This is a genomic window from Treponema bryantii (genome assembly GCF_900113965.1).
GTDB lineage: Bacteria > Spirochaetota > Spirochaetia > Treponematales > Treponemataceae > Treponema_D > Treponema_D bryantii_A.
The window spans coordinates 106,796-131,491 of record NZ_FORI01000002.1; the positions used below are offsets into that span (position 1 = coordinate 106,796).

18 protein-coding genes are annotated in these 24,696 nt (G+C 39.5%); 12 read left to right on the forward strand and 6 right to left on the reverse strand.

Annotated features, from left to right (window positions below):
* The first annotated feature begins 19 nt into the window (after positions 1-19).
* From BM161_RS03200 to truA, 10 genes are all read left to right on the forward strand, one after another.
* On the forward strand, positions 20-1,468 hold the full coding sequence (locus BM161_RS03200) for an InlB B-repeat-containing protein (RefSeq protein WP_074930456.1): 1,449 nt from the start codon (positions 20-22) through the stop codon (positions 1,466-1,468).
* A 9-nt stretch (positions 1,469-1,477) separates the two neighbouring features.
* The gene (locus tag BM161_RS03205; protein ID WP_074930458.1) at positions 1,478-4,975 is read left to right on the forward strand and encodes an InlB B-repeat-containing protein; all 3,498 of its coding nucleotides are present in this window, start codon (positions 1,478-1,480) and stop codon (positions 4,973-4,975) included.
* A gap of 102 nt (positions 4,976-5,077) precedes the next feature.
* Positions 5,078-8,899 (forward strand): SUMF1/EgtB/PvdO family nonheme iron enzyme, encoded by a 3,822-nt coding sequence (locus tag BM161_RS03210; RefSeq protein WP_074930459.1) that lies wholly within the window; start codon positions 5,078-5,080, stop codon positions 8,897-8,899.
* 379 nt (positions 8,900-9,278) lie between these two features.
* Positions 9,279-11,192, forward strand: a complete 1,914-nt coding sequence (gene dxs, locus BM161_RS03215; protein WP_074930461.1) for a 1-deoxy-D-xylulose-5-phosphate synthase — start codon at positions 9,279-9,281, stop codon at positions 11,190-11,192.
* A complete protein-coding gene (gene folP, locus BM161_RS03220) occupies positions 11,180-12,007 on the forward strand; it encodes a dihydropteroate synthase (protein WP_074930463.1) in 828 nt (275 codons plus the stop codon). Before dxs ends, folP begins: the two co-directional genes overlap by 13 nt.
* 94 nt (positions 12,008-12,101) lie before the next feature.
* A complete protein-coding gene (cdaA, locus tag BM161_RS03225) occupies positions 12,102-12,917 on the forward strand; it encodes a diadenylate cyclase CdaA (RefSeq protein WP_074930464.1) in 816 nt (271 codons plus the stop codon).
* Positions 12,895-13,896, forward strand: a complete 1,002-nt coding sequence (locus BM161_RS03230; protein ID WP_074930466.1) for a CdaR family protein — start codon at positions 12,895-12,897, stop codon at positions 13,894-13,896. The genes cdaA and BM161_RS03230 overlap by 23 nt, the downstream gene beginning before the upstream one ends.
* The gene (gene acpS / locus BM161_RS03235; RefSeq protein WP_074930468.1) at positions 13,896-14,270 is read left to right on the forward strand and encodes a holo-ACP synthase; all 375 of its coding nucleotides are present in this window, start codon (positions 13,896-13,898) and stop codon (positions 14,268-14,270) included. Before BM161_RS03230 ends, acpS begins: the two co-directional genes overlap by 1 nt.
* Positions 14,271-14,279: 9 nt before the next feature.
* Entirely contained in the window at positions 14,280-15,158 is an 879-nt protein-coding gene (locus BM161_RS03240) for a DUF2225 domain-containing protein (RefSeq protein ID WP_074930470.1), read from the forward strand.
* Between the two features lie 80 nt (positions 15,159-15,238).
* A complete protein-coding gene (gene truA / locus BM161_RS03245; protein WP_143090490.1) occupies positions 15,239-16,036 on the forward strand; it encodes a tRNA pseudouridine(38-40) synthase TruA in 798 nt (265 codons plus the stop codon).
* A gap of 78 nt (positions 16,037-16,114) precedes the next feature.
* Here the strand turns inward: truA and priA are convergent, their stop codons facing one another.
* From priA to thiI, 3 genes are all read right to left on the reverse strand, one after another.
* The gene (gene priA, locus BM161_RS03250; RefSeq protein ID WP_074930474.1) at positions 16,115-18,196 is read right to left on the reverse strand and encodes a replication restart helicase PriA; all 2,082 of its coding nucleotides are present in this window, start codon (positions 18,194-18,196) and stop codon (positions 16,115-16,117) included.
* A gap of 13 nt (positions 18,197-18,209) precedes the next feature.
* Positions 18,210-18,962: a uracil-DNA glycosylase gene (locus BM161_RS03255; RefSeq protein ID WP_074930477.1), complete on the reverse strand. Its 753-nt coding sequence runs from the start codon at positions 18,960-18,962 to the stop codon at positions 18,210-18,212.
* 107 nt (positions 18,963-19,069) lie between these two features.
* Entirely contained in the window at positions 19,070-20,245 is a 1,176-nt protein-coding gene (gene thiI, locus BM161_RS03260) for a tRNA uracil 4-sulfurtransferase ThiI (RefSeq protein ID WP_074930479.1), read from the reverse strand.
* Between the two features lie 214 nt (positions 20,246-20,459).
* Here thiI and BM161_RS03265 point away from each other — a divergent pair, with 214 nt between their 5' ends.
* The gene (locus tag BM161_RS03265; protein ID WP_177206197.1) at positions 20,460-21,488 is read left to right on the forward strand and encodes a hypothetical protein; all 1,029 of its coding nucleotides are present in this window, start codon (positions 20,460-20,462) and stop codon (positions 21,486-21,488) included.
* 64 nt (positions 21,489-21,552) lie between these two features.
* Here BM161_RS03265 and BM161_RS03270 read toward each other — a convergent pair whose 3' ends face one another.
* Together BM161_RS03270 and BM161_RS03275 are read right to left on the reverse strand one after the other, a co-directional pair.
* Positions 21,553-22,383 (reverse strand): glycosyltransferase, encoded by an 831-nt coding sequence (locus tag BM161_RS03270; protein ID WP_074930483.1) that lies wholly within the window; start codon positions 22,381-22,383, stop codon positions 21,553-21,555.
* Entirely contained in the window at positions 22,384-23,172 is a 789-nt protein-coding gene (locus BM161_RS03275) for a 1-acyl-sn-glycerol-3-phosphate acyltransferase (protein ID WP_244882660.1), read from the reverse strand.
* 99 nt (positions 23,173-23,271) lie between these two features.
* Between BM161_RS03275 and BM161_RS03280 the strand changes: the two genes are divergently transcribed.
* Positions 23,272-24,096 (forward strand): hypothetical protein, encoded by an 825-nt coding sequence (locus BM161_RS03280; protein WP_074930485.1) that lies wholly within the window; start codon positions 23,272-23,274, stop codon positions 24,094-24,096.
* Here the strand turns inward: BM161_RS03280 and BM161_RS03285 are convergent, their stop codons facing one another.
* A complete protein-coding gene (locus tag BM161_RS03285; RefSeq protein WP_074930487.1) occupies positions 24,097-24,681 on the reverse strand; it encodes a glycosyl-4,4'-diaponeurosporenoate acyltransferase CrtO family protein in 585 nt (194 codons plus the stop codon).
* Positions 24,682-24,696: the final 15 nt, after the last annotated feature.

Consider the following 24,696-nt stretch of genomic DNA (forward strand, 5'->3'; position numbering starts at 1 on the left):
TTTATGGAGAGTAGATGTAATGCGTGAGATTTTCAAAACTTCTAAAATCAAATACCTTTTCTTCACAATTCTTCTATTTATATTCACTGCATGCGAAGGTTTTAATTTTGAATTTAACGGTGACCTTAGAGCTCATATTGAAGAAGATGTTGGTGTTACTTATTCCTTTTATGAATATCCCGATCTTAATTCTCAACATATAGATAAAATTTTTATAACTGGAAAAACAATTTCTAATTCGGACTTTCCTTCATACGTTCATGATGACACACTTTTAGTTGGCTGGCAGTATCTTTGTAATTCAGAAACTGGCTCAAAGCAGATGCCAAACTATTTTACTTTCAATGAGAAAAATTACATAAACTCAATCAGACCTGGAATTACAGATGAAAGTCTTTATGCCATCTGGAAAAAGAAATGTACAATCACTTTTGTTACCAACTGGCCGGGAGTAGAACTTGACCCAGTTATTATGCCTGAAGGTGATTTACTGCAATGGCCTAATGTAGAAAGACAGGGCAACTGGGTTTTGTGGAACTGGTGTACAGATAAAGAACTTACTCAGTGGTATAACTTTTCTGAACCTGTAACAGAAGATATGACTCTCTATGGCCGCTGGGTAGAAGTTAGAACAATTACATATCATAAGAATGATGGTTCTGGAGAAGAAACGCGTTGGGATTATCAGATTAATACAGAAAATGTATTTGCAGACTATATGTTCAGACCACGTGATGGTTATGGATTTATGGGCTGGTCTGATACTCCAAGTGGTGGTGTAAAGAAATATCCTGGAGATTCATTTACGATTACTCAAGATATGGATTTCTATGCCGTATGGTCTTCAGATTTAGTTACAGTAACTTATATTGATAAATATGGTGCTTTCCCAAATAAAAAGGTACGGGTTGCCCGTAATTCAAGATATTCTGTAGGTCATGCATATAGTGATTATAGCTGGTATACAGATCTTGGAGAAATCTGGGTAACAAGCGGAAAAACAATTTATGGTTATGATGAGTCTGCTAATGTTCCTATGGTGAATGGAGCTCCTAATGTTAAATACAGTAGATGGGGTTGGTATGAAACAACCGATAACCAGGGACAATGGAGAGGCAGTAACTATATCACTATTACTTCAAACAAGACCTTCTATGTATATTGGGATGATATGATTGTAGAAGGTGGTGATGTTTTAGTTGGCATTACCTTTGAAGAAAGTCCTGATTCAGATATTCCAGGCCTGGTAAGCGGACCAACTGTTTCTGGTTCAACATACACATTTACAGCTTCTACCGGCTATGATGAATACAGATGGTATTTTGATGGAGTATATCAATCATCATCTTCAACAAATGTTCTTGAAATTGGTACAGGTGCATTGTTCCCTGGAATTTATAATATCACCCTTGTAGTTAGACAGGGTACAGATTATTACTCATGGCAGGGAACTCTTACAAAGAGCTAGGAGAAAAGTATGAAGAAAACATTAAAAACAAAATTCAGATTTTTCTCTTTGATGATGATTATGCTTGTCATCCTTTCTGCCGGTAATTTTACTTCCTGTGAAAACACTGTTAGAGATGATAGTTCGCAAATAACAGAAAATCAAAATCAGCCAACAGAGACTCCAAAAACAAAAGTTGATAAAGGTACCATTCAAATCAAAATTAATCCTAATCAGCTTAATGGTTTGGCTTCGCGTACCGCTTTGCCGCAAATTGAATATGATACAATTACAAAAGTTACTCTTAGCGGAACTCGCAACGGTGTAACATCAACAATTAAGGAATGGAACAGTTATTACGCCATTAGTTCTGTAATGATTGAACTTGGGACTTGGGATCTTAAGCTTACTGTAATAAATAATGGAAAGACCTTTACATCTGAAACAGAAACTGTGGAGGTAGAGACAGGTCTTGTAAAGGATGTAAGTTTTACTCTTACAAGCAATTCTACTGAAGGCGGTATCAAACTGTATCTGGATTTTGAAGGAGCCGCTGTAGCCGCAACTTACAGACTTTTTGAATATCCTTCAGATACCGAAATTGCAAGTGGAAATCTTACTGTTGTAACTAATACATATAAATCTGTAACTTTTACTCGTGACGCGGCAACTAATCCTGTTATAGCAGGTCACTATCGTATAGAGATTAAATTTTACGCCGACGCTGCAAAAAAAATCCTTTTAAATACCTATAGCGAAATTGTCCGTGTAAAAGGTGGTTTTACCAGCTTTTCTTCAAATTACATAGATCTAAATAATCTTTATACTATTACTTATCATGAAGACGGAGGATCTCTTCAGACAGGTTCTTATGTCGAAAACTATTCCCTTCATACAGAAACTTTTGACTTACCAACACTGAGTCGTGCCGGTTATGAATTTGCCGGCTGGTACAAAGATGATACTTTTACAGATGGCCCATATACTAAATTTATTATCACCAATGAAACTTCTCTTGGTGATAAAAATTATTACGCAAAATGGAACAGAGTCTGCAAAATCACTTATTATCTTGCAAACCAGGCAGCGACTACAGACAGCGATTGTATTGAACTTACAGAGGATCAGTGCGAAGAATGGGGCTTAGTACAAAGTCATACACAAGGTCACGAAACAGAATTACCGTCTCAATATATAGAGAATGAAAATGGTGAGCATATAACTCTTGCTGGTTATACTCTGGAAACATTAAACGGAACAGCCCTAACAATTACTGGCTCAAACTACATCATTCCTGCAACAGTTACTACTAATACTGATATTTATGTTAGCGTTAAATCACATATTGCATATATTGATCCTGCTACCGGTAATAACAATAATTTGGCCTTTAATCCAACTACTCCGGCAAGAACTATAGCAGGTGCATTAAAATGGCTTAAGAATGCTGATTCAGATAAGAATCCTGTTTTGTATGTTAAGTCTGCTATCACAAGTGATATTGGACAATTAACTGGTTTGTCATTAGATTCAAGTAGCGGTGGCCAATATGGTAAAGCAATACTGAAGAGATATTCCGGCTTTACAGATGATTACCTTATTAAACCTTCACATGGAACTATTACATTAGAAAATATTATAATCGACGGTGGTGCAGACTGGAGAGAAAGTGATGCAGCAAATGCACCGGCTTTAGCTGACGATGCGAATGTTTCTGATGGGTATAACAAGGGTGTCAATGTAAGTGCAGGTCTTATAACAGTTCCTGCTGAAGTAACATTAAATATGCAGAATGTTACTTTAAGAAATAACTGCAGCACTGCAACAACAATAAGTGTTTATTCTGGCGGAGTCCTCGATTTCCAAAACTGTACAATTACAAAATGTCAGTCAGGTAATGGTGGCGCTATATGGGCTGCTGGAAAAATTATTGCCAGTACCATTACCATTTCATATAACTATGCAACAACGACAGGTGGTGCAATACATGCAACTATACTTTCTAATGTCCGTTTTCAGCAATCAAGTTTCATTTCAAATATGGCACAAGATGGTGGAGCTATTTATAATGAAGCAAGAAATAATCCTCTAATCTTAGATAGAGCTTCCTTTACAGATAATCAGGCAACACGTTTGGGAACAATTCTCTTTAATGCAGGAGACTTGACTTTCTATGGTACAAATACAATTACAAATACCTCATATACCGGCGATAATACTTTCTATCTTAGTAATGGTACAAACTATCCGATTGTATTAGGTTCAGATTTTCTTATTACAAGTACAAAAGTCATAAAACTTAAACCCACAGCTTACTATGCCGGAACTTCATCCGCTCCAAGCTTTACTAAACAGATTTTTAATTTCTCAAATGTTTCAACAAATCTGGCCACAGTTAAAGGCTATTTCGAACTTGAAAATGCTAATTACGAAATTGATGACTCTGGTGTAATCAAGCTAATCCCAGGCACCGTAACCGTAACTCCGGGCTTCCCGGGCAATTATGTCTGCCAGTGGAGACAGAGCCTAAGCGGCTCAACACGTACAATAAATATCATAGTAAAAGATAGTTCCGGACACCCATTAGAGGTAGGAACAACAGCCGGTACACTTAATAATGTAAGTGTTGGAATTTATGAAGGCGCAGACTGCGTTAAGGACGAAACAGTCCTGAGCTTTACATACCCAGCCTACCTGGACCCGCCGAGCGGAACTCCTTTCTATGTCAAGTTCGACGTTCAGGTAGATGCTACTACAGCCTATAGCTACGACTACTGGCCGGAGCAAATCTGGATGGGAAGTAAAACACCTGACCAGGCAAAGAATGTTGGCGATATTGTCTTTAATGATGGAAGTGCCGAGCCTTATGTGGAAGGCATGACAATATCTGATGAACAAAAAGCGGCCGCAATTGCCCTGATTTTCTATAAAGAAAGTGGACTTAACAACGGAAGTGACACAACAACCGTACGTACCCTTGGCGTAGGCTTAAAGCATAACAAAAGCGGGCTTGCATGGTGCACAAATGACGCATCTGCTTACAGCAAACAAATTTCTACAATCCAGTGTACAGCAAGCGGAAGCGGTGTCTCATTAACCTTTACAGGTGACAAAAACGGCAGCGACAACCTTGAACAGATAGAAGCTTTTGAAGGAGTTAATGACACCTCAACTGAGGCGAATTATCCGGCCTTCTATTTTGCAAAGAATTATAATGCGCAGACAATCGGAAGTGAAGCTTTAAGCAGAATTGCAGCAGGCTCTGAGTTTGAGAACGGCTGGTATTTTCCAAGCTTTGCAGAACTTTTCCAGATTTATGCAAACGGAAAGGGATCTGGAAAAGTCTTTGACATAGACGCTGCAAGCCAGGCCCTGGGTGGAGATGTTTTTGGAACTTCATATTACTGGACGTCGACCCAGTCCGCTGCCAGCAATCTTTCCGCATACGAGTTTATCTTAGACAATGGAAACTGGGGCAATGCCAGCAAATCCATGAACATCTGCGTATGTGCGATTCGGGCTTTTTAACTATTTAGCCCCCCCGGTGGTTGAGTAGGCACGAAGTGCCGTATCGAAACCACCTATGTAAAGAGCGCACCGACACGGCAAACCATAAAGGAGAAAAAAAGAATGAAAATGAAAACAGAATATAAAACCAAAAAACTTTTCTCAACTTTTCTCGCCGCAATAAGCTGCCTATTTCTTCTGCTTTCAATTTCTTCCTGCGAATTGTTCACTTTTTCAAAACTAGAAGAAAACGAAAATGCCGCAAATTCATCAAACACAATAACTCTTAATATTACTCCAAGATTTGGAAACGAGACTCTTTATACAAAAAGCTCTACGCGTTCTGCTTATCCTGATTTTTCTTCCATTTCTTTTTCCGACTACACTTTTAAGGTAACTTCCACAGTTTTAGCTGGCGAAGTAACTGGGGCTTACAAACCTACAGGCAAGATTTCCTTCAGCTTTACTGCTGCTACCTTCAGTGAGCCATCTGATTTTACTTTTTATATCTGCGATTTAAGCGGAAAAGAACTTTTTTACGGAACTCAGCAAATTACCTATACCACACTTGGTTCAGAAATTGAAAAAACAGTTTATTTTAAATCTTATGATTCAAGTGATGTAAAAGGTAATATTGATCTGAGTATTTCAGCTCCAACTGACTATACTGTTTCCTGTCAGGTAATAAACTCAGCTGATATGGTTGTAAGTGGTGCTTCCGGTTCAGGTCAGGCTATAGAAGTACAAAGTTCATTAAACACTTGTACAATAAAAACAACTTCTGCAGGAATTGCTGCAGGTACTTACGATGCAAAATTCACTATAAAAAAAGACGGAATAACCCGCGACTATATAATACAGCAGATAAATGTCTGGCCAGGACTTACAACAAATCTCTGGTATCTTCCGGATGGAACTACAAATCAAACTTATCCGGTTACCATAAGCGAAGATAAGGTAAGAATCTGGGTAAAGGGTAGTGAAAATCTTGGTCCTTATGAATCAGATATAACAGTACCGGCATCTTATACAGCAGATGGTTCAATAACAAAACCTTATACAAATTTGAATGATGCGATTACAGTTTGTACATCAAATTCAACAGACTACATAATTAAAGTATGTGGAACTGTATCTGGAAATCCAATAATAGACAGCTCTGTTAATGCACCTTCGATTACAATCGAAGGTGTGTCTGGTTCGGATGTCGATATATTAGACGGAAGTGCAACTGGTAGTGTCTTAAGAATAGAAAAAGCATTAAATGTTACCCTTAAAAATATCCAGCTTACAAATGGGGGTGGCTCTACTGTTAATTGTGGTGGAGGACTTTATATAAATTCAGGTGCAAATGTAATTCTTGAAAATGATGTATTAATAACTGAAAATACTGCAACTCAAAAAGGTGGTGGAGTTTACCTTTATGGTGACAATTCAAAGCTGACAATGAAAATTGGTTCAAAGATTAGCCAAAATTATATTTCTGCTACTGATGATGACGGTAGCACTTATGGTGGAGGCGGAGTATATGTAGAGAATACTGCATATTCAGATGATACAGCAGAATTAGTTCTTAATGGCGGAGAAATTTCTGAACACGATTTAGCTTATAATATGAGAGGGGCCGGAGTTTTTGTCAAAGAATCTAAAATTACTATAAATTCCGGAAAAATCACAAAGAATAAAGCTACAGACATTGCTGCAAATGTAATGCTTGATGTTAACTCAAAAATGACTATGTCAGGCGGTGAAATTTCATATGGAGAAGTAAATGGAATTGGCGATGCAAGTGCTGCCGGAGTCTGGATTAATGGTGCTGCACAATTTGAAATGAGTGGCGGAAAAATCTGCAATAACACGGTAAAAGCTGCCAGTACAAAAACTGGCCGTGGTGCTGGTGTTACAGTCTGGAGAACTAACAGTACATTTACTATGACAGGTGGCGAAATTTCAGATAATAAAGTCGATACGACATATAGCAATACAATTCAAGGTGGTGCTGTTTGTGTTTATCAAACAACTACCTGTAATTTTAGCGGTGATATCAAAATTCCATATGGTGTAGATGGTATAGAAGGTGAAGGCTTAAATGATATATGGATTTATAATGATAATAAAATCACAATAAATGGTAAACTTTCCACTCCAGCTTCAGGAAAGATTGGAGCTATTAAGCCACAATCCTACACTGAAGGTAAGTCTATTTTGACAGTAGCTGAAGATGCAAGTGCTGCAACTAGTCTTAAAAAAGAAGTACTAAAATTTACTCTTCTTCAAGATCCGTCTGATTCGGCTTCTATTTGGGAAATTGGTTCAAATGGAATACTCCAGAAGCAAATAGAATTTTCAGAAATAACTACAATCAGTGGTACAAGTTCAACTTTTATAGGTGCATCAAATCTTTCTTCATCTTCAGTATTCATAAAAAACCGCAATCTTGGAACTTTAAAGTCAATAATTGCAAGCGACCATGAAACAACACAAAAAGAATATGAGTTTTACTGTCAATATGGTGGAACTGTACCAAATGATACTATAGGAAAAGGGGATTATTATCCTGCATATTATGTCAGCTGGTATGATGCAGTTGTTTACTGTAATCTTCGTAGTATTGATGATAATCTAGAACCTGTATATGTAGTTAATGATAAAACTGATCCTTCCCAATGGCCGAATATAGTTGGGAATGCAGTTGATGGCTATTGTGCGCCTTCAACTTGCAATTGGGATGTAACAATTCAGGGGAATAAAAACGGCTGGAGGCTTCCTTTTGAAGCTGAATGGGAATTTCTTGCTCGCGGGGCTCTTACGGGAACACAAACAACATTTAGCGGAAGTGAAACTGCAGATGATGTTGCCTGGTACGGTTCTGCTAGTGGAGGTGGCGGTAGTGCAAATGATAAGGTACATGCTGTAAATCGATTACTCTCAAATTCAATTGGAATGTATGATATGAGTGGTAATGTTTGGGAGTGGACAAGCGATCTTCATACAAATAAAACTAGTGCCCCTTATGTTCTAGAGTCTACACTAAGCTCTGGAGCTCCTGCCAATGCTACAAACGGAAATCGTGTAATAAGGGGAGGTGGTTATAAATATGCTGTTGAACAAAGTACCGTTTTTAATAGAAGTAACAATCCGCCTAATTCACGCATTAATGATCTGGGCTTCCGTGTTGTACGCGGTGCTCAGTATTTTGGAAATATAATTCCTTCCGCAGAAAAAGAAGTTGGTGACATTGTCTTTAATGACGGTTCAGCAACTCCGTACACAACAGGTTTGGCTCTTACAAGCCAACAACGTAACTCTGCTGTTGCTTTAATTTATTATAAAGGAACTGCACTTAATGGTAGAGTAACAGATACTTCTGTACGTACAATTGGTGTTGGCTTAAAAAATAACCAGGATGGTCTTTCGTGGTGTTTAAGCTCCGCAAGTGCATGGGAGCATAATATTACAACCATTCAATGCGCACCAGATGTTGGCGGAAGTGCAGGAAACTATACCTTTATAAATGCTACAATGAGAAGTGGAGATGCGAATCTTCAATTTATAAATGCCTACTGTAATCAAAATGGCTTAAGTACTGATTCAGGTAATGCAACAAACTACCCGGCTTTTTATTTTGGTAAAAATTATAAAGATATTTCAGGCAGTAAAGTGAGGGGGACTGCATGTGAAGATGGCTGGTATCTTCCAACTTTAGCAGAGATTTTCTATATTTATAAATGCATTGTAGACATCCCAAATGGTTTTAAATTAAATGATTCAATTTTGGATTTGGGGGGAGATTCATTCGGTCCATATGATTATTGGACAGCATCTCAATATACAGAAGATGAGTATAACGCCTATATATTCAAATTCGGTAATGGAGAGTGTGGTAATGCGGGAAAGCATCTTCAATATTATACTTGTTGTATTAGAGATTTCTCGTTAAAGTAGTAAAAAAATCTTTGAAATTTGATTTTGTTTTTTTCTTAGATTATTATGAAGATATATTGACAGAGAATGCTTTTTTTGGCAATATATAAAAACTTATATAAGTTTTAAGGAGTGCCATCGTGCCTTGTGGAAAGAAAAGAAAGCGCCAGAAGATGGCGACACATAAGCGAAAGAAGATGCTTAGACGTAATCGACATAAGAGCAAGTAGTTTTTAGGTCGAGACTATGTGTTGAAAGACCGCGTATTACGCGGTCTTTTTTTATAAGATTACGACGGTGGTTGAGTGCCGCGCAAAGCGCGGTGTATCGAAACCACCGTTTATAAGAATACAAGTGGTTTCGATACGACGCTTCGCGTCTACTCAACCACCGGTGTTCAATGAGGTCAATTATTCTTCTATCAAAGATTCATTCGCCGCAGGATATTAAAAAGCTTTCTCAAAAAGAACTTAAGCAGCTCGCTCAAGAAATCCGTACAACTATTATAAATGTCGTTGGAAAAAACGGCGGTCATCTTGCAAGTAATCTTGGTGTTGTTGAACTTACAATTGCTTTGCATCGTGTTTTCAACAGTCCTGATGATGCCATTGTCTGGGATGTAAGCCATCAGTGTTATACTCATAAACTTTTGACCGGACGTTATGAAGAGTTTCCGACCCTACGAAAGGCTGGCGGCCTCTCCGGTTTTACAAATAAAAACGAAAGTGTTCACGACTTTTTTATCAATGGTCATTCTTCAACCTCAATTTCATCTGCTCTAGGCCTTCTTACAGCCCGCGAACTAAATGGTAATAAAGGCAAAGTAATTGCAGTTATTGGAGATGGAGCGCTTACCGGTGGAATGGCTTTTGAAGGCCTTTCTCATGCCGGTCAGCTTTGCAAAAATCTTATTGTAGTTTTAAATGATAATCAGATGTCAATTGATCATAATACCGGTTCGGTTTCAAGATATCTCAGCCGTCTTACAATGACTGCAGGATATCAGACCTTCCGTTACCGTGTGGACAAGGCAATTGATAAGATTCCATATCTTGGACGCCCTCTTGAAAAGTTCATTTTCAGATTTAAACGTTCATTAAAAGGTCTCTTCCTTACAAACAATCTTTTTGTTGATTTGGGATTTGAATATGTTGGTCCGCTCGATGGTCACAATGAAGCGGCTCTTGAGCGTGAACTTCGTCGTGTAAGTCGTCTGCACCGTCCTGTTGTAGTTCATGTTGTAACTAAGAAGGGTAAGGGCTATAGTCCTGCAGAAAATAATCCTGAGCTTTTCCATGGAATCGGGCCTTTCCAGATTAGTGATGGAACTGTTGAAAAGTTTGATACTCAGAGTTTTACAGAAGCCTTCAGCAATCTTATGTGTGAAGAAGGTGAAAAAAATACAGATATTGTTGCAATTACAGCCGCAATGGCAAAGGGAACAGGCCTCTCGGCTTTTTCTCACAGATTTCCTGAGCGCTTTTTTGATGTTGGAATTGCAGAAGAGCATGCAGTAACTTTTGCAGGTGGTCTCGCAAAGGGCGGTAAAGTTCCTGTTGTCTGCATCTATTCAACTTTTATTCAGCGTGCAGTGGATCAGATGATTCATGATATTGCACTTCAGAAAGCACACTCTGTTTTTATTTTAGACAGAGCCGGTGCTGTTCCTGCAGATGGTGTAACTCATCAGGGCATTTATGATATTGCGCTTTTCCGTCCTATTCCGGAACTGGAAATCATGACTGTTTGCAGTGCCGCAGATTTGAAGCTTTGTTTTGAATGGGCAGTAGAAAAGGGAACCTCAGTAGTTATCAGATATCCAAAACTTACATGCCCTACAGAAGTTCCACAGATGAGTGAACCTGTTGAACTTGGTCGGGGAATCTTTATTCCTTGTACAGAATTTGTAATTGAAAATATCAGTGAAGCTGAACTTGAAGCTAAGAAAAATAAGATTTTAATTGTTGCAACTGGCGGAATATATTCTGAAGTTCAGAAGGCTGTTCGCTCTGTTTTACTTGATGGCGGTTATGCAGATGTTTACCTTCTGCGCTTTATTAAGCCTTTTGACGAAACTTATTTTATTGAGCTTGCTTCCCGCTATAATGGTGTTGTTTTTGTAGAAGATGGTGTTATTACCGGCGGAATAGGAGAATATCTTGCCGGTCTTCTTGCAGAAAAAGGAATGAAAAATAATAAGGTGCTTGGTTTTGAAGATAAATTCTTTAGCCATGGTTCCCGAGAAGAAGTTCTTGAGATGGCAGGACTCTCGCCGTCTCACATCAAAAAGGCGGTAAAGGAATGCTGCAATTAAAGTTTGGCTTAAAGCGCGCCGCAACAGAACGACCCGCATTCGTAATGGGCATCGTAAATGTCACCCCAGATTCGTTCTATGAAAATAGCCGTGGCGGCGCAGAGCGCGCTCTCCGTCTCATAGAAGAAGGCGCCGACATCCTCGATATCGGCGGCGAGTCCACCCGTCCGGGGTATACACCGGTGAGCGTGGAAGAAGAAATTGCCCGCATTGTTCCTGTAATCCAGGCCGTTCGCAGAGAATCCGCCGTACCAATCTCCGTTGATACCAATAAATTCGAAGTGTTCCGTGCAGCCTTTGCCGCCGGTGCCGACATATGGAACGATGTAACTGCTCTAAGTGGTGCCGTTCAGGGAACTAGCGACGGAACTGCCGCTGCCGCAAACGAACCATCCATTGCCGCTGCCGAATATCTTGCAAAAACCGGAGCGTCAGTAATTCTTATGCACACAGGACCTGGCACAGTAGATGAAGTTTCAGACTTCCTTGGTCAGCGTGTAGTTTTCTGTCTTTCAAATGGCCTTGCTTCAGACAAAATCATCGTAGACCCAGGAATTGGTTTTGGAAAAACTACAGATCAGAATCTTGCCCTTATCAAAGAGCCAACTGCCTTGTGCGGCAACCGTTACCCGGTTCTTATGGCACTTTCGCGAAAACGCTGCATCGGAGATATGACCGGCCGCAACACAGAAGACCGTCTTGCCGGAACTCTTGCCGCAGACATGATCAGCGTTCAGAAGGGCGCAAAAATCATCCGTGTTCACGACGTTTCTGCCGCAATAGATACATTAAATGTGATGAAATTTCTCCGATAATATAGTATAATAAATACGGTCATTGAGCCTGTCGAAATGACCGCAGTCAACGGTAGTTTCGACAAGCTCAACCACCGTACTTTAGGAAGTTACTATGCTCGGATTTGACAGAATTTTATATCTTTATGATTTCATACGGCCCTTTCTCGATATAGCTGTCATGACATTCATTTTGTTCAAGGCATACGACTTTATCTCCAAAACAAACGGTGTTCAGATGCTTAAATCTCTTCTCATCGTTGTTATTGTTTATGGTGTAGCCGTTCTCCTTAAACTTCAGACAATCCTGTGGTTAATGAACATAATTGCGCCGGCCCTCATTATTGGTTTTGCGCTCGTCTTCCAGCCTGAAATTCGAAAACTTTTTATCCGCATTGGTCAGAACGGATGGTTTGCTTTTGGTAGCCGTTCTAAACATACTTATGTTGATGCCGTACTTATTGCCGCAGAAATGCTTTCTCAGCAGCGCCGTGGTATGCTTGCAGTTTTTATGCGTCACACTCAGATGGAAAATATCATCCAGACTGGTACAAGATTAAATGCAGATTTGTCTTCAAGTCTGCTTATGACAATTTTTGGAAAAGATACTTCATTGCATGACGGAGCCTGCTTTATTCAGGGCGGTAAACTTATTGCTGCCGGCTGCTTCCTTCCAACTTCAGAAAATTACACAATTAAAAAGACTTTCGGTACACGCCACCGTGCAGCCCTTGGTCTTTCAGAAGTTTCTGATGCGGTAGTTCTGGTTGTTTCAGAAGAAACTGGAGCGCTCAGTCTTGCTTACGATTCAAAACTTAATTACGACTTAACTGTTGAAGAAGTTCGAAAGATTCTTGAAAATCTTCTTGAAATTACTTCTGAAGCTCAGGTACTGGAGGATACTGTAGATGAACACAAAACGTTTGCTTGATAAAATCCTCGATAAATGGCCTGCTAAAGTAATCTGCTTTGTAATTGCAATCTTTTTGTACTTTTTCCATCAGGCATCTTTAATTGATTCAAAAACTGTAGTTGTTCCTCTTGAGATTATAGAAAACGGAATTGTAATGCATGTTGGAAGTGCACCAACCTCTGTTTCTGTGACTGTACGAACTGGTGACGAAATCATAAAAACAATTCTTCCTTCTGATATTTCTGCTTCTGTAAGTCTTGATACTCTTACAGAAAAGGGTACATACAAACTCCCTGTAAAAATCACTTTGTCAGAAGATCTTATGGCTTATGATCCTTTTGAAGTAAAACTTAAGGATGAAACTGTCACAATTGACGTTGATCGCAAATCAATTAAATATGTTCCGATTATGCCTTCTGTTGTCGGAGAGGTTGCTCACGGATACGAAATTGAATCAATTTCAATGAGTCCTTCTACAGTTGAAATTTTCGGCCCTGAATCTGTTGTAAATGCTACCGAACAGATTTTTACAACAAGACTGAATGTTAATAATGCTGAAACTAATTTCTCAACAGAGACTTCATATCAGCAGTTGAACAAACTTCTTACTGTTCTTGATGAAGGTCCTTTTAAGGCTGAAGTTACAATCAGACCTGTTACAATGGAACGCATTTTTGATGCTGTGCCTGTTGAGATTTTGAATCTTTCTGAAAATCTTGAAATAAAAGATGAGCTTCCAATGATTACCTTAAAGCTCTCGGGCACAATGCCTGTTCTTGAAAACTATATAATTTCAAAACACGCTGTTCAGCTCAACCTGCGTGAAATAACTGAACCTGGAACTTACGAGATTCCTTTAAGATATTCTGTTCCTGCAAATCTTACTCTTGTAGAAAAGTCTGATGAAACTCTCACTATAACACTTGTTCATAGAACTGATTCTGATACAAATGCGGGTGGGGAAGCAGACCAGACTTTGACTTCTGGAGCTGAGTAATGATTGCTGGAATTGGAACTGACATTGCAGAAGTAAAGCGCTTTGAAAAATGGGTTGATAATCCCGAAATGATTGAGCGCTTCTTCAATGAAAAAGAATATTCTTCTGCAGGTTCAAAGGCTGCAAAGTGCCAGCATTATGCGGTTCGTTTTGCCGCAAAGGAAGCTTTTTCAAAAGCTCTCGGAACTGGAATTACCGGTTTTGGATTAAAGGAAGTTTATATAACTAACGATAGTGAAGGTAAGCCTTTGCTGAATATAGAAGGTTCTGCTCTTTCGATAATGAAAGAAAGACTTGGAGACTGCAATGCTTTTGTAACTTTAAGTCATGAAAAAGAATATGCAGTTGCCTTTGTAATATTGGAAAAAAAATAGGGGGATACTATGGCTACTTCAAAAAAAGCTGGACCAGAAAAGAAGGTTGGAATTTCATACTGGTCAAAAGATAAGGTTGCCTGTCCTGTCTGCAAAAAAGCCTTTGAGCGTGAAGTTATGCGAAGCGGTAATGGACGTATGATTGCCGGTGGCCTTACAGAAGAGCTTCATCGTATTTACGAACCATCTGCTAAATTTGGTAGAATCTATCCTCTTATTTATGAAATTGGTGTTTGTCCTAATTGTCATACCGCAATGTTCTGGAACGACTTTACAGAAAAGATGGATCCAGAAGATGCAGATAAGCTTTTTGAAAGATCAGAAAAGCGTCATAAAGCCTGCGAAGAGATTTTCCCTTATTACAACTTAAAGCATGAACGTACTCTTTATGATGGAACTGCAATGTATTATCTTGCCCTCATGACTTATGATGATATGGGTGCTTATACCTTGCCGACAATGAAAAAGGCTATTATCACCTTAAGACTTGCCTGGCTTACAACAGAAATAAATCAGCATTGTGCCGCTCACAATTTTGATATTATTGCGCAGATGTTCTACAGAAAAGCTTTGTTCTTTTATCAGCAGGCAGTTATCAACGAAACTGAACGTATTGAAAAAAGCTCAACCTTAAATAATATGGGCCCTGATATCGACAAGAACTATGGCTGGGACGGTGTAATTTATCTTTGCGGTTTGCTTGAATATAAATACGGCCAGCAGGAAGATATTCAGCTGCGTCTTAAAAAACTGAGCGAATCAAAAACCGCCATTGCCCGAATCTTCGGTCTTGGTAAATCATCAAAGAGTAAGCCGGGCCCTCTGCTTGAGCATGCCCGAAATCTATATGACAATCTGTCAAAACTTGTTAATGATGATGAGTTCTAAAAAAGAGACCCCGAAACAAGTTCGGGGTGACAGTCTTGTCATGCTGAACTTGTTTCAGCATCTAAATGCAGGTCAGTTTTATGCGTAATATACTTCTAACAATCTCCTACGACGGTACAGACTTCTGCGGCTGGCAGCGCCAGGATGACGCTGTAACTGGCGGCGAAGCCGAACGCACCGTTCAGGGCGAAATTGAAAAAGCTCTCGAAAAAATCCATAAACAGCCTACAGCACTTTACGGCTCGGGGCGTACTGACAGTGGCGTTCATGCTTTGGGCCAGGCGGCCAATTTTTATTCTCCTGTAGACTCTATGCCGGCGGAAAACTATGTGAGAGCTCTGAACGCATTCCTGCCTTCGGACGTACGAATTATGGCTGCCCGCGAAGTTCCTGAAGATTTCAGTGCGCGAAAGTCTGCGACCAGCCGCGTATATCGATATTTTATTGCGGCGGGTGATGCGACGTCGGCAGATAATATGCGTTTCTCGTGGCTCGTAAAAAATTACACTCCGAATCTTGAGCGCCTTAATAAATACTGCGAATGCCTTCGCGGAGAATTAGACTGTTCTTCCTTTGCTGCAAGCGGTGATGATTCAGTTTCAAATAACCGCTATATTGATGAAGCAAAATTCTTTTTTCAGAAAGACCGCTTTGGCCAAGAGCTTTTAGTTTTTCAGATTGAAGCCAATGCCTTTTTGTGGAAGATGGTAAGAACACTCACGGGTACTCTTGTAAATCTGGATAAAACCGGTGCACCGGAAGACGCGATGAAAAAAATTCTCGAAGCTCGCGACCGCAAAGTCGCCGGAGTTACAGCTCCACCGACCGGCCTGTTTCTGTACGAAATTAAGTTTGATGGAATCCGTCGGCATGTATAATTGCCGTCATTGCGAGCGGAGCGAAGCAATCCAGTTACAGGATTGCCACGTCGCTGCGCTCCTCGCAATGACGATATCTTATAACAAACTCACCGGATCTACATCATATTCAATATACACATTCTGATTATGCGTATAATCAAAAAGCAGTTTGCGTGCCGCAGTCTGAAGCGGAATAATCGAACTGCCTTTCAAAAGAATCTGATATCTCCAGCTTGAATTGATTTTCTCAATAGGACATTCTGCCGGCCCGATTATTTCCATGCCGCGCGGAGCACCTTCTTCAAGAATCTTTACTGCATCTGCTGCAGTCTGTGCGGCAAGTGCTTTATTAAAACTTCTGAATACAAGTCTGAGTAGGCGGCTGAAAGGCGGGAAGTCCAGCATTTCGCGTTCTGCAAGTTCCGAGCCGTAAAAATCTTCTATGCGGTTCTGGCAGGCATAAAGTACAGGACCTTTTCCGGGACTATATGTCTGAACAATTACTTTTCCATCCGGGAAGTAACGGCCGGCTCGTCCTGCAACCTGAGTAATCAGCGAGAAGGTTCGCTCTCCGGCACGAAAGTCTGGCATGTGAAGTCCTGCGTCTGCAAGAATAACTCCAACCAGCTGCAGTTTTGGAAAGTTGAGTCCCTTTGCTACCATCTGGGTTCCAAGCAGAATATCGTATTTACCCTGTCGGAAATCTTCAAGAGAAGTGAGAAGTTCATCCTTGTTTTTCAAAACGTCTATGTCCAGTCTAAGAACTCTGGCGTTCGGGAACTTTGCCCGGGTTTCTGCTTCAATATATTCTGTTCCAAAACCTGAGCTTCCAATATCCAGCGAGCCACACTGAGGGCAGCTCTCCGGAGGATATGTAGACCAGCCGCAGTAATGACAGCGCAGTCTGTTTTCAACTTTATGATAGGTGAGTGGAACAGAACAGTTTTTACACTTCAATTCGTATCCGCATTGATTACAGCGGAAAAAGTGAGTAAAGCCGCGGCGGTTTAAAAACAAAATTGTCTGATGATTCTGTGCGAGTGTTTTATTTATTTCATCTTCGAGCGGTTTTGAAATACATCCGTCGTTCGGGAAATATGTGAGATCAACACAGGAAATATGAGGCATCTCACCACCGGCCAGGCGTTTTGTAAGACTATGCCGAACAATTGAACCGCTTTGCATTCCATACCAGGCTTCTACACTCGGAGTTGCGCTTCCCATAAGCAGCGGAATCTTTAAGCTGGTACAACGGTGCATTGCTACCTGACGTGCATGGTATCGTGGATTATTTCCAGATTTATATGAGCCGTCATGCTCTTCATCAATAATGATTAAGCCAAGATCCGGAACCGGAGCAAAAACCGCAGAACGGGCGCCTACAACAACCCGCGCTTCCTTGTGCATAATTCGGTTCCATTCAGAAAGTCTTTGTGATGGAGTAAGCCCCGAATGAAGAACTGCTGCAGTGTTTCCAAATCGGTCTGCCACTGCCTTTACAACCTGTCCGGTAAGTCCAATCTCCGGAACAAGGTAAATAACCCCTTTACCCATCTCCAGAATCTTTTCTGCCAGTGAAAGAAAAACTTCAGTTTTTCCAGAGCCCGTCGGCCCATAGAGGTAGTGGAATAGGGAATTGTTCGAATGGATTGCCACGCCTTCGGCTCGCAATGACGAAGCATCAGCGTTAATCCCGTCATTGCGAGGAGCGGAGCGACGTGGCAATCCACTGGCACTTAAAATTTCTTCAACCGCCTTTTTCTGTTCAGTGGACAATTCATTGCGTTTCTTCTCACCAACTTCCTCTTCAAAACCAAATCCGCCTGCACTGGTCTCTCTTCTGCCACTTGGAATCATAGAAAAGACTGCTTCGCCAAGTGTACAAAGATAATAACGTGAAACCCACTTAGCCATTTCAATCAGCTCTTTTCCAAACAGAGCTTCTTTATCTATGACTCTTTTAATCGGGCGGATTTTATCTGGTCCTACAGGGCAGTTTTCCGGAAGAGTATCTGATATATTTATGATAAATCCCTGAGTTTTTTTATTTCCGAACATTATTTCTGCTCGTTTTCCAATTGCTGGAACAAGCTCAGGTTTCTCTTTTTCTGGAGGAATATAGGAATAGGTAAAGCCCTGATTAACAGGCAGATTCAGTATGATTTCAAGATACTGCATTAACTACCTGCCGTTAGTTTGAGTTTAACTGATCAAGATACTTTTTGAATTTCTTGAGGTCTTCCCAGGCCGGACGTTTAAGTTCTTCATTACGCAAAAGTGCGCTTGGGTGATAAGTTGGCATAACAGGAATGCCGTTATATTCAAAGAACTCACCATGTCTCTGATTAATTGAAATACTCTGTCCTGTGATTTTTTCACTTGCAATCTTTCCCATACACAGAATCATCTTTGGTTTAAGAATGTGAATCTGAGTTTCAAGGAAACTGAAGCAGGCTGCCTGTTCATCTGGAAGAGGATTACGGTTCTCAGGTGGACGGCATTTTACAATGTTTGCAATATAGCAGTTTGTTTTACGATCGAGTCCGATAGCAGCAAGCATGCGGTCAAGCAAAACACCAGCCTTGCCAACAAAAGGAAGTCCCTGCATATCCTCGTCGTATCCCGGTCCTTCGCCAATAACAAGAACCTGAGGATTCATTACTCCCATACCAGGAACAACATTATTACGGGTACGGGCCAGTCCGCATCGTGTACAGCGCAGAATCTTAGCATTGAGTTCCTCGATAGTAAGTCCTAAGTTTTCGGTAGATACGGTGGTTGCGGTCCCTGAGCCTGTCGAAGGGGTCGAAACCACCGTATGATTTGTCTCTGTATCATCCCCAAACACCGGTTCCCCTGCAAATTTTTCCCGGATAAATCCGCATTCATAAGCATCTGCAGTTTTGAGAAGTGTATAGATTGTATGTTTATCTTTGGCGTTCATAAATATCCTTATACAAGCCTACAATCGAAAATCCGTTAAAAAACGAGCCGTCAGGGTCGTTTTAGGATTATCGAAAGAATGGCTCAGAGGCAAGCTAGGCTTGCCTCTTACTCGGTCTTTTTTACAGGTTCTCCGCACGCGGTCAGTTTAATAATTTCTCTTTCATTATAAGACTTATCAATCAGCTCATCAACTTCGAGCGAATTATAAATCTCTTCTGCCTGTTCTGCAGTTCCTCTCAAAACAGGGTGTCTTGGGCTGAACAATACACAGCAGTCTTCATAAGGGAGAATAGAAGTTTCATAAGTATCAATAAAATACGAATCCTTAATGATTTCTTCTTTATCCATACCGCAAAGAGGGCGGAGTAACGGCAGTTCAGCAAAGTGCTCGGTTACTGTCATATTTTCAATTGTCTGGCTTGCAACCTGACCAACACTTTCACCGGTGATAATACATTTTGCATTACAGCGGTGAGCAAGACGGTTTGCAAGCTTCATCATGCACACGCGGAGCATAAGTGTAGACCATGCTTCCGGTGCTTTTTCTTTAATCTTCATCTGAACATCTGTAAATGGAATAACGTTCAGATAAGTTGTGATTCCGTAATAAGCGAGCCTCTGTGCAAGGGTAACAACCTTCTGTTTTGCTTCTTCAGATGTGTAAGGGTATGAATGGAAATAACAGCATTCAATCTTCATACCACGGCGAAGCATACGATAACCGGCAACAGGAGAATCAAGCCCACCGCTCAAAAGTAAAAGTCCTTTACCGCTGCAGCCAACAGGAAGTCCGCGGCAGCCAGTGTTTGAATCTGTATAAACAAAGCAGCGTTCACGAACTTCAACATAAATAATTGTATCAGGATGATGAACATCAACCTTCATAATTGCTTCAACGTCACCTGCAGCTTCACAGCAGATTTCGTATGAGTTCATTGGAAAGCTCTTGTCTGCACGGCGAGCATCAATCTTAAATGTCTTACAGCCGCGTTCGGCTTCCTTCTTTGCAATTTCAAAAACGGCACGGCTGATATCTTCAATTGTCTTTTCGCAAACTTCTGCCTTTGCCCAACCTGTAATTCCAATAAGATGATTAAGTGTAAACTCTACCTTTTCTGCAGCATCTTCTTCGCAATCAATATAAAGACGGCCGGCACGAAGCGCGATTTTTGCTCCTGTGCCTTCCAAGTATTTTGCTGCGTTGTGTTTTAAAAGATTTTCAAATTCCTGAATGTTAGACCCTTTAAGAGTCAATTCCCCAATTTTCGCCAGATAAGTCATAGAAATATTATAAACAGAATTCAGTAAAAATTAAAGTAGCGTAAACATATTATTAAAAGCTCCCGTAGAAAACATCCTGAAAAACCAAGTTGCCTCGGCGCTCCCTTCGGTCGCTCTGTATTTTCTGCGAGGACAGATTTTCAGTATCGGCAACAAATGTTTTTCAGGCGTGTTTTCTACTCCGCTTTTAATAAAATACACCGATAATTAATACGTGAAGAAGTCTTTAATATTTCTATATCTTATCTTGCTCTCAACAATGGTTTTCACAGAAACTCTCCCGTCAAAACTCTTGGGAATCTGGGAATCTAAAGATCGATATGTATTTTTTGAACAGAATGATGAAAACGAACCTCAAATTGTTGTTGTGCTTAAAGAATATTACGGCTGGTATCTGGACCGTGTTGCGGAGCCTGCATCTTATAATGAAAAAGAACCTCGCACTCGTAACATTCCAACTCCTCGTAACGCAGAGCATATTTATATCCAGAACATAGATACAAAAGAAACAGCCAGCTCGCTCTATGGTTCTCTGGATTTAAAATATTCCAACTGGCAGAAAAATCAGATTCCTTTCTTCTTGCTGGATGATTCAATTTATCTTAAATATTTTGTTTTAGACGAAAGAGAAACAGATGAAACAACCGGAAGTCTTGAAACTTCAGAAAATCAAAATGTTTCCTACAAGTTCTACCGCGGCATTGCTCCATCAAAAGGCTTTATGATTAGTCCTCAGAATCTTCCAAAGAATATAACCGGCTACATTATCGATGGTGAAAAACTTTACGACGTCCGCTACTGGCAGACCGACATGGATTATTCAACTGATTACATTACATTCCAATATAAGGATGATTCTTATACAATTCCAAAACATCTTAGAAGCTGCGAAACAAATTACAGCTGTGTTTCCGGCCGCAGTAAGAAAGTTCGTAATACAGTAAAGCCTTTCGGATACAAAGAAGAAGATTATCTTTTTAATGATAATCAAAAAGTATTTACTAAAAATGAAGAACCGTATTTAAAGCGCCTTGCCGACCGTTCAACTTTTGAAGACCTCATGACTCTTGTTAAAGCCGCAAATGCCCGACGTAAGCCGGATCCTCCAGCTCTGTTCCCGGAAAGCAACCTCGACTGGCACTGGGATTTAATTGACCTTCTTGAAAAGAATAATGAAATTATTCAGCAGGTGAGGGCAAGACAAAAAGCATTTGGACCGAGAGGACGTGATATAGGCAAATAAATGTAGTTTCGTACTTCGACAGGCTCAGTAACCGGGCCTTACGGTGCACTCAACCACCAGCTGTCTACTGTTGTTCGTAAACGCCTTTCAGATAAATATAATTATAGAGAATATCGTCAAACTGGTCATACTTAAAAATTGTATGAAGCTTTGTAACATTATACTGCTTGATATTTGCTGTATGAGGATAAGGCCACCAGAAAAGACGTTTTGAAAAATGTCGTACTACAGTTGATTTTGGATGTAGGAATTTCTGATCGTTGAACTTCTGCGCAATAACCTTCTTTTTTGTTGTACTATGCCACAGCGCATCCTGGTCTGCAAAAAGCCATTTTTTTGTTTTAATCTGATTGCGGGCTTTTTCAAAAAGTCCTGTCTGGCGGCATTTTGTAAGATTAATCAAAAGAACCCCTGCATTAATATAATCTGGACGGATCAGATATTTACCATAATGGTCCGGGGATGCTGCATATTCATAATCAGTTATATCAATATCATAAAGAAGTGTAATGTCGCGGTTGAACATAACATCAACATCAAGATACAAAAACTTTTCCGGCATTCCAGGAATCAAATCTGCAAAAAGTCTGATTAATGTATATGGCGAACAATAGCACTGCTCATTAGGACTGTTTGCAAATTCCTTGTTATAAATTTCAGTAACATCGATTTTTCTTACTTCATTTTCTGCATTATAAGATTTTGCAACCTTATCAAGAAAAGAAATCATATTGTCATCAATGCAGGTATAATCAGGATTCAGATGGGAAACATCCATTGTAAGAATTGAGATTGAAAAGGGCTCTTTAGTTTCTGTGCGTTTATAAATTGAAAGCATACAGGTAAGTACACCGTCAAAAACTTTTGAGTTTCCGCAGAACAAAATATTTCTCATTTAATCCTCTTGTTTATCTTCCTGTTTGATATATTTAATTAATTCAATATTATTCATTTTACTTCTTTCACACATTTTTTCATAAACCTGATTTCGAAGCTTCTGCTGTCTTGATTTCTTATCTAAAGTTTCATCTGCAAAAAAAGGTCCATCGACATAAGTTACAATTTTGGGATTTTTAGAAAATCTTCTTTTCTGATAGGTATTTGTAAAACAGAAAGTTGCACAGCCATTTTGAACAGGGTAACGGAAAGAAGAATCTGGAAAAGGTCTTATCTTAGTATAAAAAGGCCAGATATGTGCTTCGGGATAAATCATAATTGAACATTCCTGATTAATGCGGAGCTTTAAGGTGTTCAAAAAGTTTTTTGTCGCAGCCATATTATCCGGCAAAGGAAGGGCTCCAAGGTACGGCGTGATTTTTCCAAGAACGGGCATAGAAACATTATTAGGATTTACAACAACATAAGTTGAATGCGGAAAACTGACAAAAGTTGGTATAAGCGCATCTGCAATATTATTTGTGTGATTTGCAAAAACAAAAATAGGTTTCTTTTTGAAATCTTTAAGAACCTGTCTATTTATTATTTTATGATTGTATTTGATTTTCAGAAAGGCAAGTGCAACAGGCAGTGCAATAATTCTGTACCAGAAAAATCTCATTGATCTGAAGAAAAAGGAATTATCACCGTACCAGTAGGATTCGTCGATTTTTCTTGGTTGAATGGAGTCGCCTGCAAATTCATCATTAAGTTCGTCTTTGTAATAAATGATGCGTTGATTTTTCATCAGCAGCTTTCTCCATAGCTTTGCATAAAATCTATATTCGTGTATAACTCTAATAATAACAATTTTGTTATTTTCAGACAAGCAACAGGAAAAATTAATATGTTCAAAAAATTAAAGACTCTTTCATTGATTACATTAATTACTCTTAATTTTCATTCAGTTTTTGCGCAGAATGTTCAGATAATTTATAAGGTTTTAGATGCAAGGCTTTCTACGAGACTTTGTAAAACAAGTGGAGATGCCATTGAAAGAATGGATGAGGTAAAAGCTGATTTTGAAAAACAGGGCTTACTTACCAGTGCAAATACAGAAGAAAATCTCATCATTGAAAATATGATAAATCTTGAGCGCTATAATTATATGTATGAAAAGGATATGAAGTCTGCAGAGCTAAAACCTTTTATTCTTTCACAGTATGATAAAATCAATGCGTATAAAGATGCCCATCCGGAAAATAATTTTTCTCCCTGGTTTATTCTTTCTTCCGGAGATGTAATAAATTCTTCAATGCAGTTTATTCCTCAGGCAACTGCAATTAAACAGGGGCTTCGTGAAAAAGATGAATATGACACTGTTGTAAATGAAAATCCGCAGATGTCTTTTGCACTGATTAATTCTGCTTTGTGGTATTACTTTGCTCCGGCCATTGGTGGAGGAAGTAAATCCGTTGCAAAAAATCAGTTTTCAAAAGCTGTAGAATATGCGCAGTGTGATTATGAGCGTTTTTATTCGAGAGTTTATCTTTCACAGATTTATTATGATGAAAATAAAAAAGAAGAGTGTAAAACTCTTCTTGATGAATGCGATAAAATCCTTGAAGGAAATATATATATTCCCTTTATCCGTATGCTGAATGACCAGGGCTATTCCCTGCTTTATTATACAACTAACCGCGAGAAAATTGATAAAAAGTTGGGACGTTAATTACTGCTCATTTTTGCGGGCTTGTTTTTTTTCAAGTATTACCAGCAGTCTCTTTAATCTTGGAATATTGTAGCGAAGAATCATAGTAGGTAAAATACTCAGGATTGCATTTGCAATTGCTGCCGGGAGAATAAAACGTATTGCAATATCACGAGGGAAAAATAAAAGAAGAACAAATGCCAGAGCCATATTCCACATATGAACCTGAACTCCGTAATTACATTCCATGATAAAGCGTTCAACATATGCCGGATCATTAGGATCTGCTACTGTTTTTTTACTGAAGCTTGTAAACATTCCAAGTTCAAGAACATGATCCTTCCAGTATTTAATTCCAAGCAGTTCATAAAACTTACATTCAGCCTTACTTACATGATGGAACTTTACATCTTTAGTAAACCATTTGTTTGGAAGAGCATGGCGGATAAGTGTTGCAGAAATTCCGTCCCACGCAACAATAAGAAAAGGAAGCATTACATCAAGAAGAATGATTTTTAAAAGAGACATGTCCGCTGGAAACCAGAAATAATTTCCAAGGAAAACAAGAATCATAGCAATTCCGATAGTCAGAATATAAAGTAACATAATGCCTCCCTAACT

What these genes read in the sequence shown, in the direction of transcription:
- BM161_RS03270 (WP_074930483.1), bottom strand. Translation starts at nt 22,383, where the DNA reads ATGAGAAATATTTTGTTCTGCGGAAACTCAAAAGTTTTTGACGGTGTA.
- folP (WP_074930463.1), top strand. Translation starts at nt 11,180, where the DNA reads ATGCTGCAATTAAAGTTTGGCTTAAAGCGCGCCGCAACAGAACGACCC.
- thiI (WP_074930479.1), bottom strand. Translation starts at nt 20,245, where the DNA reads ATGACTTATCTGGCGAAAATTGGGGAATTGACTCTTAAAGGGTCTAAC.
- BM161_RS03205 (WP_074930458.1), top strand. Translation starts at nt 1,478, where the DNA reads ATGAAGAAAACATTAAAAACAAAATTCAGATTTTTCTCTTTGATGATG.
- dxs (WP_074930461.1), top strand. Translation starts at nt 9,279, where the DNA reads ATGAGGTCAATTATTCTTCTATCAAAGATTCATTCGCCGCAGGATATT.
- acpS (WP_074930468.1), top strand. Translation starts at nt 13,896, where the DNA reads ATGATTGCTGGAATTGGAACTGACATTGCAGAAGTAAAGCGCTTTGAA.
- cdaA (WP_074930464.1), top strand. Translation starts at nt 12,102, where the DNA reads ATGCTCGGATTTGACAGAATTTTATATCTTTATGATTTCATACGGCCC.
- BM161_RS03200 (WP_074930456.1), top strand. Translation starts at nt 20, where the DNA reads ATGCGTGAGATTTTCAAAACTTCTAAAATCAAATACCTTTTCTTCACA.
- truA (WP_143090490.1), top strand. Translation starts at nt 15,239, where the DNA reads ATGCGTAATATACTTCTAACAATCTCCTACGACGGTACAGACTTCTGC.
- BM161_RS03275 (WP_244882660.1), bottom strand. Translation starts at nt 23,172, where the DNA reads ATGAAAAATCAACGCATCATTTATTACAAAGACGAACTTAATGATGAA.
- BM161_RS03230 (WP_074930466.1), top strand. Translation starts at nt 12,895, where the DNA reads ATGAACACAAAACGTTTGCTTGATAAAATCCTCGATAAATGGCCTGCT.
- BM161_RS03255 (WP_074930477.1), bottom strand. Translation starts at nt 18,962, where the DNA reads ATGAACGCCAAAGATAAACATACAATCTATACACTTCTCAAAACTGCA.
- priA (WP_074930474.1), bottom strand. Translation starts at nt 18,196, where the DNA reads ATGCAGTATCTTGAAATCATACTGAATCTGCCTGTTAATCAGGGCTTT.
- BM161_RS03285 (WP_074930487.1), bottom strand. Translation starts at nt 24,681, where the DNA reads ATGTTACTTTATATTCTGACTATCGGAATTGCTATGATTCTTGTTTTC.
- BM161_RS03210 (WP_074930459.1), top strand. Translation starts at nt 5,078, where the DNA reads ATGAAAATGAAAACAGAATATAAAACCAAAAAACTTTTCTCAACTTTT.
- BM161_RS03280 (WP_074930485.1), top strand. Translation starts at nt 23,272, where the DNA reads ATGTTCAAAAAATTAAAGACTCTTTCATTGATTACATTAATTACTCTT.
- BM161_RS03240 (WP_074930470.1), top strand. Translation starts at nt 14,280, where the DNA reads ATGGCTACTTCAAAAAAAGCTGGACCAGAAAAGAAGGTTGGAATTTCA.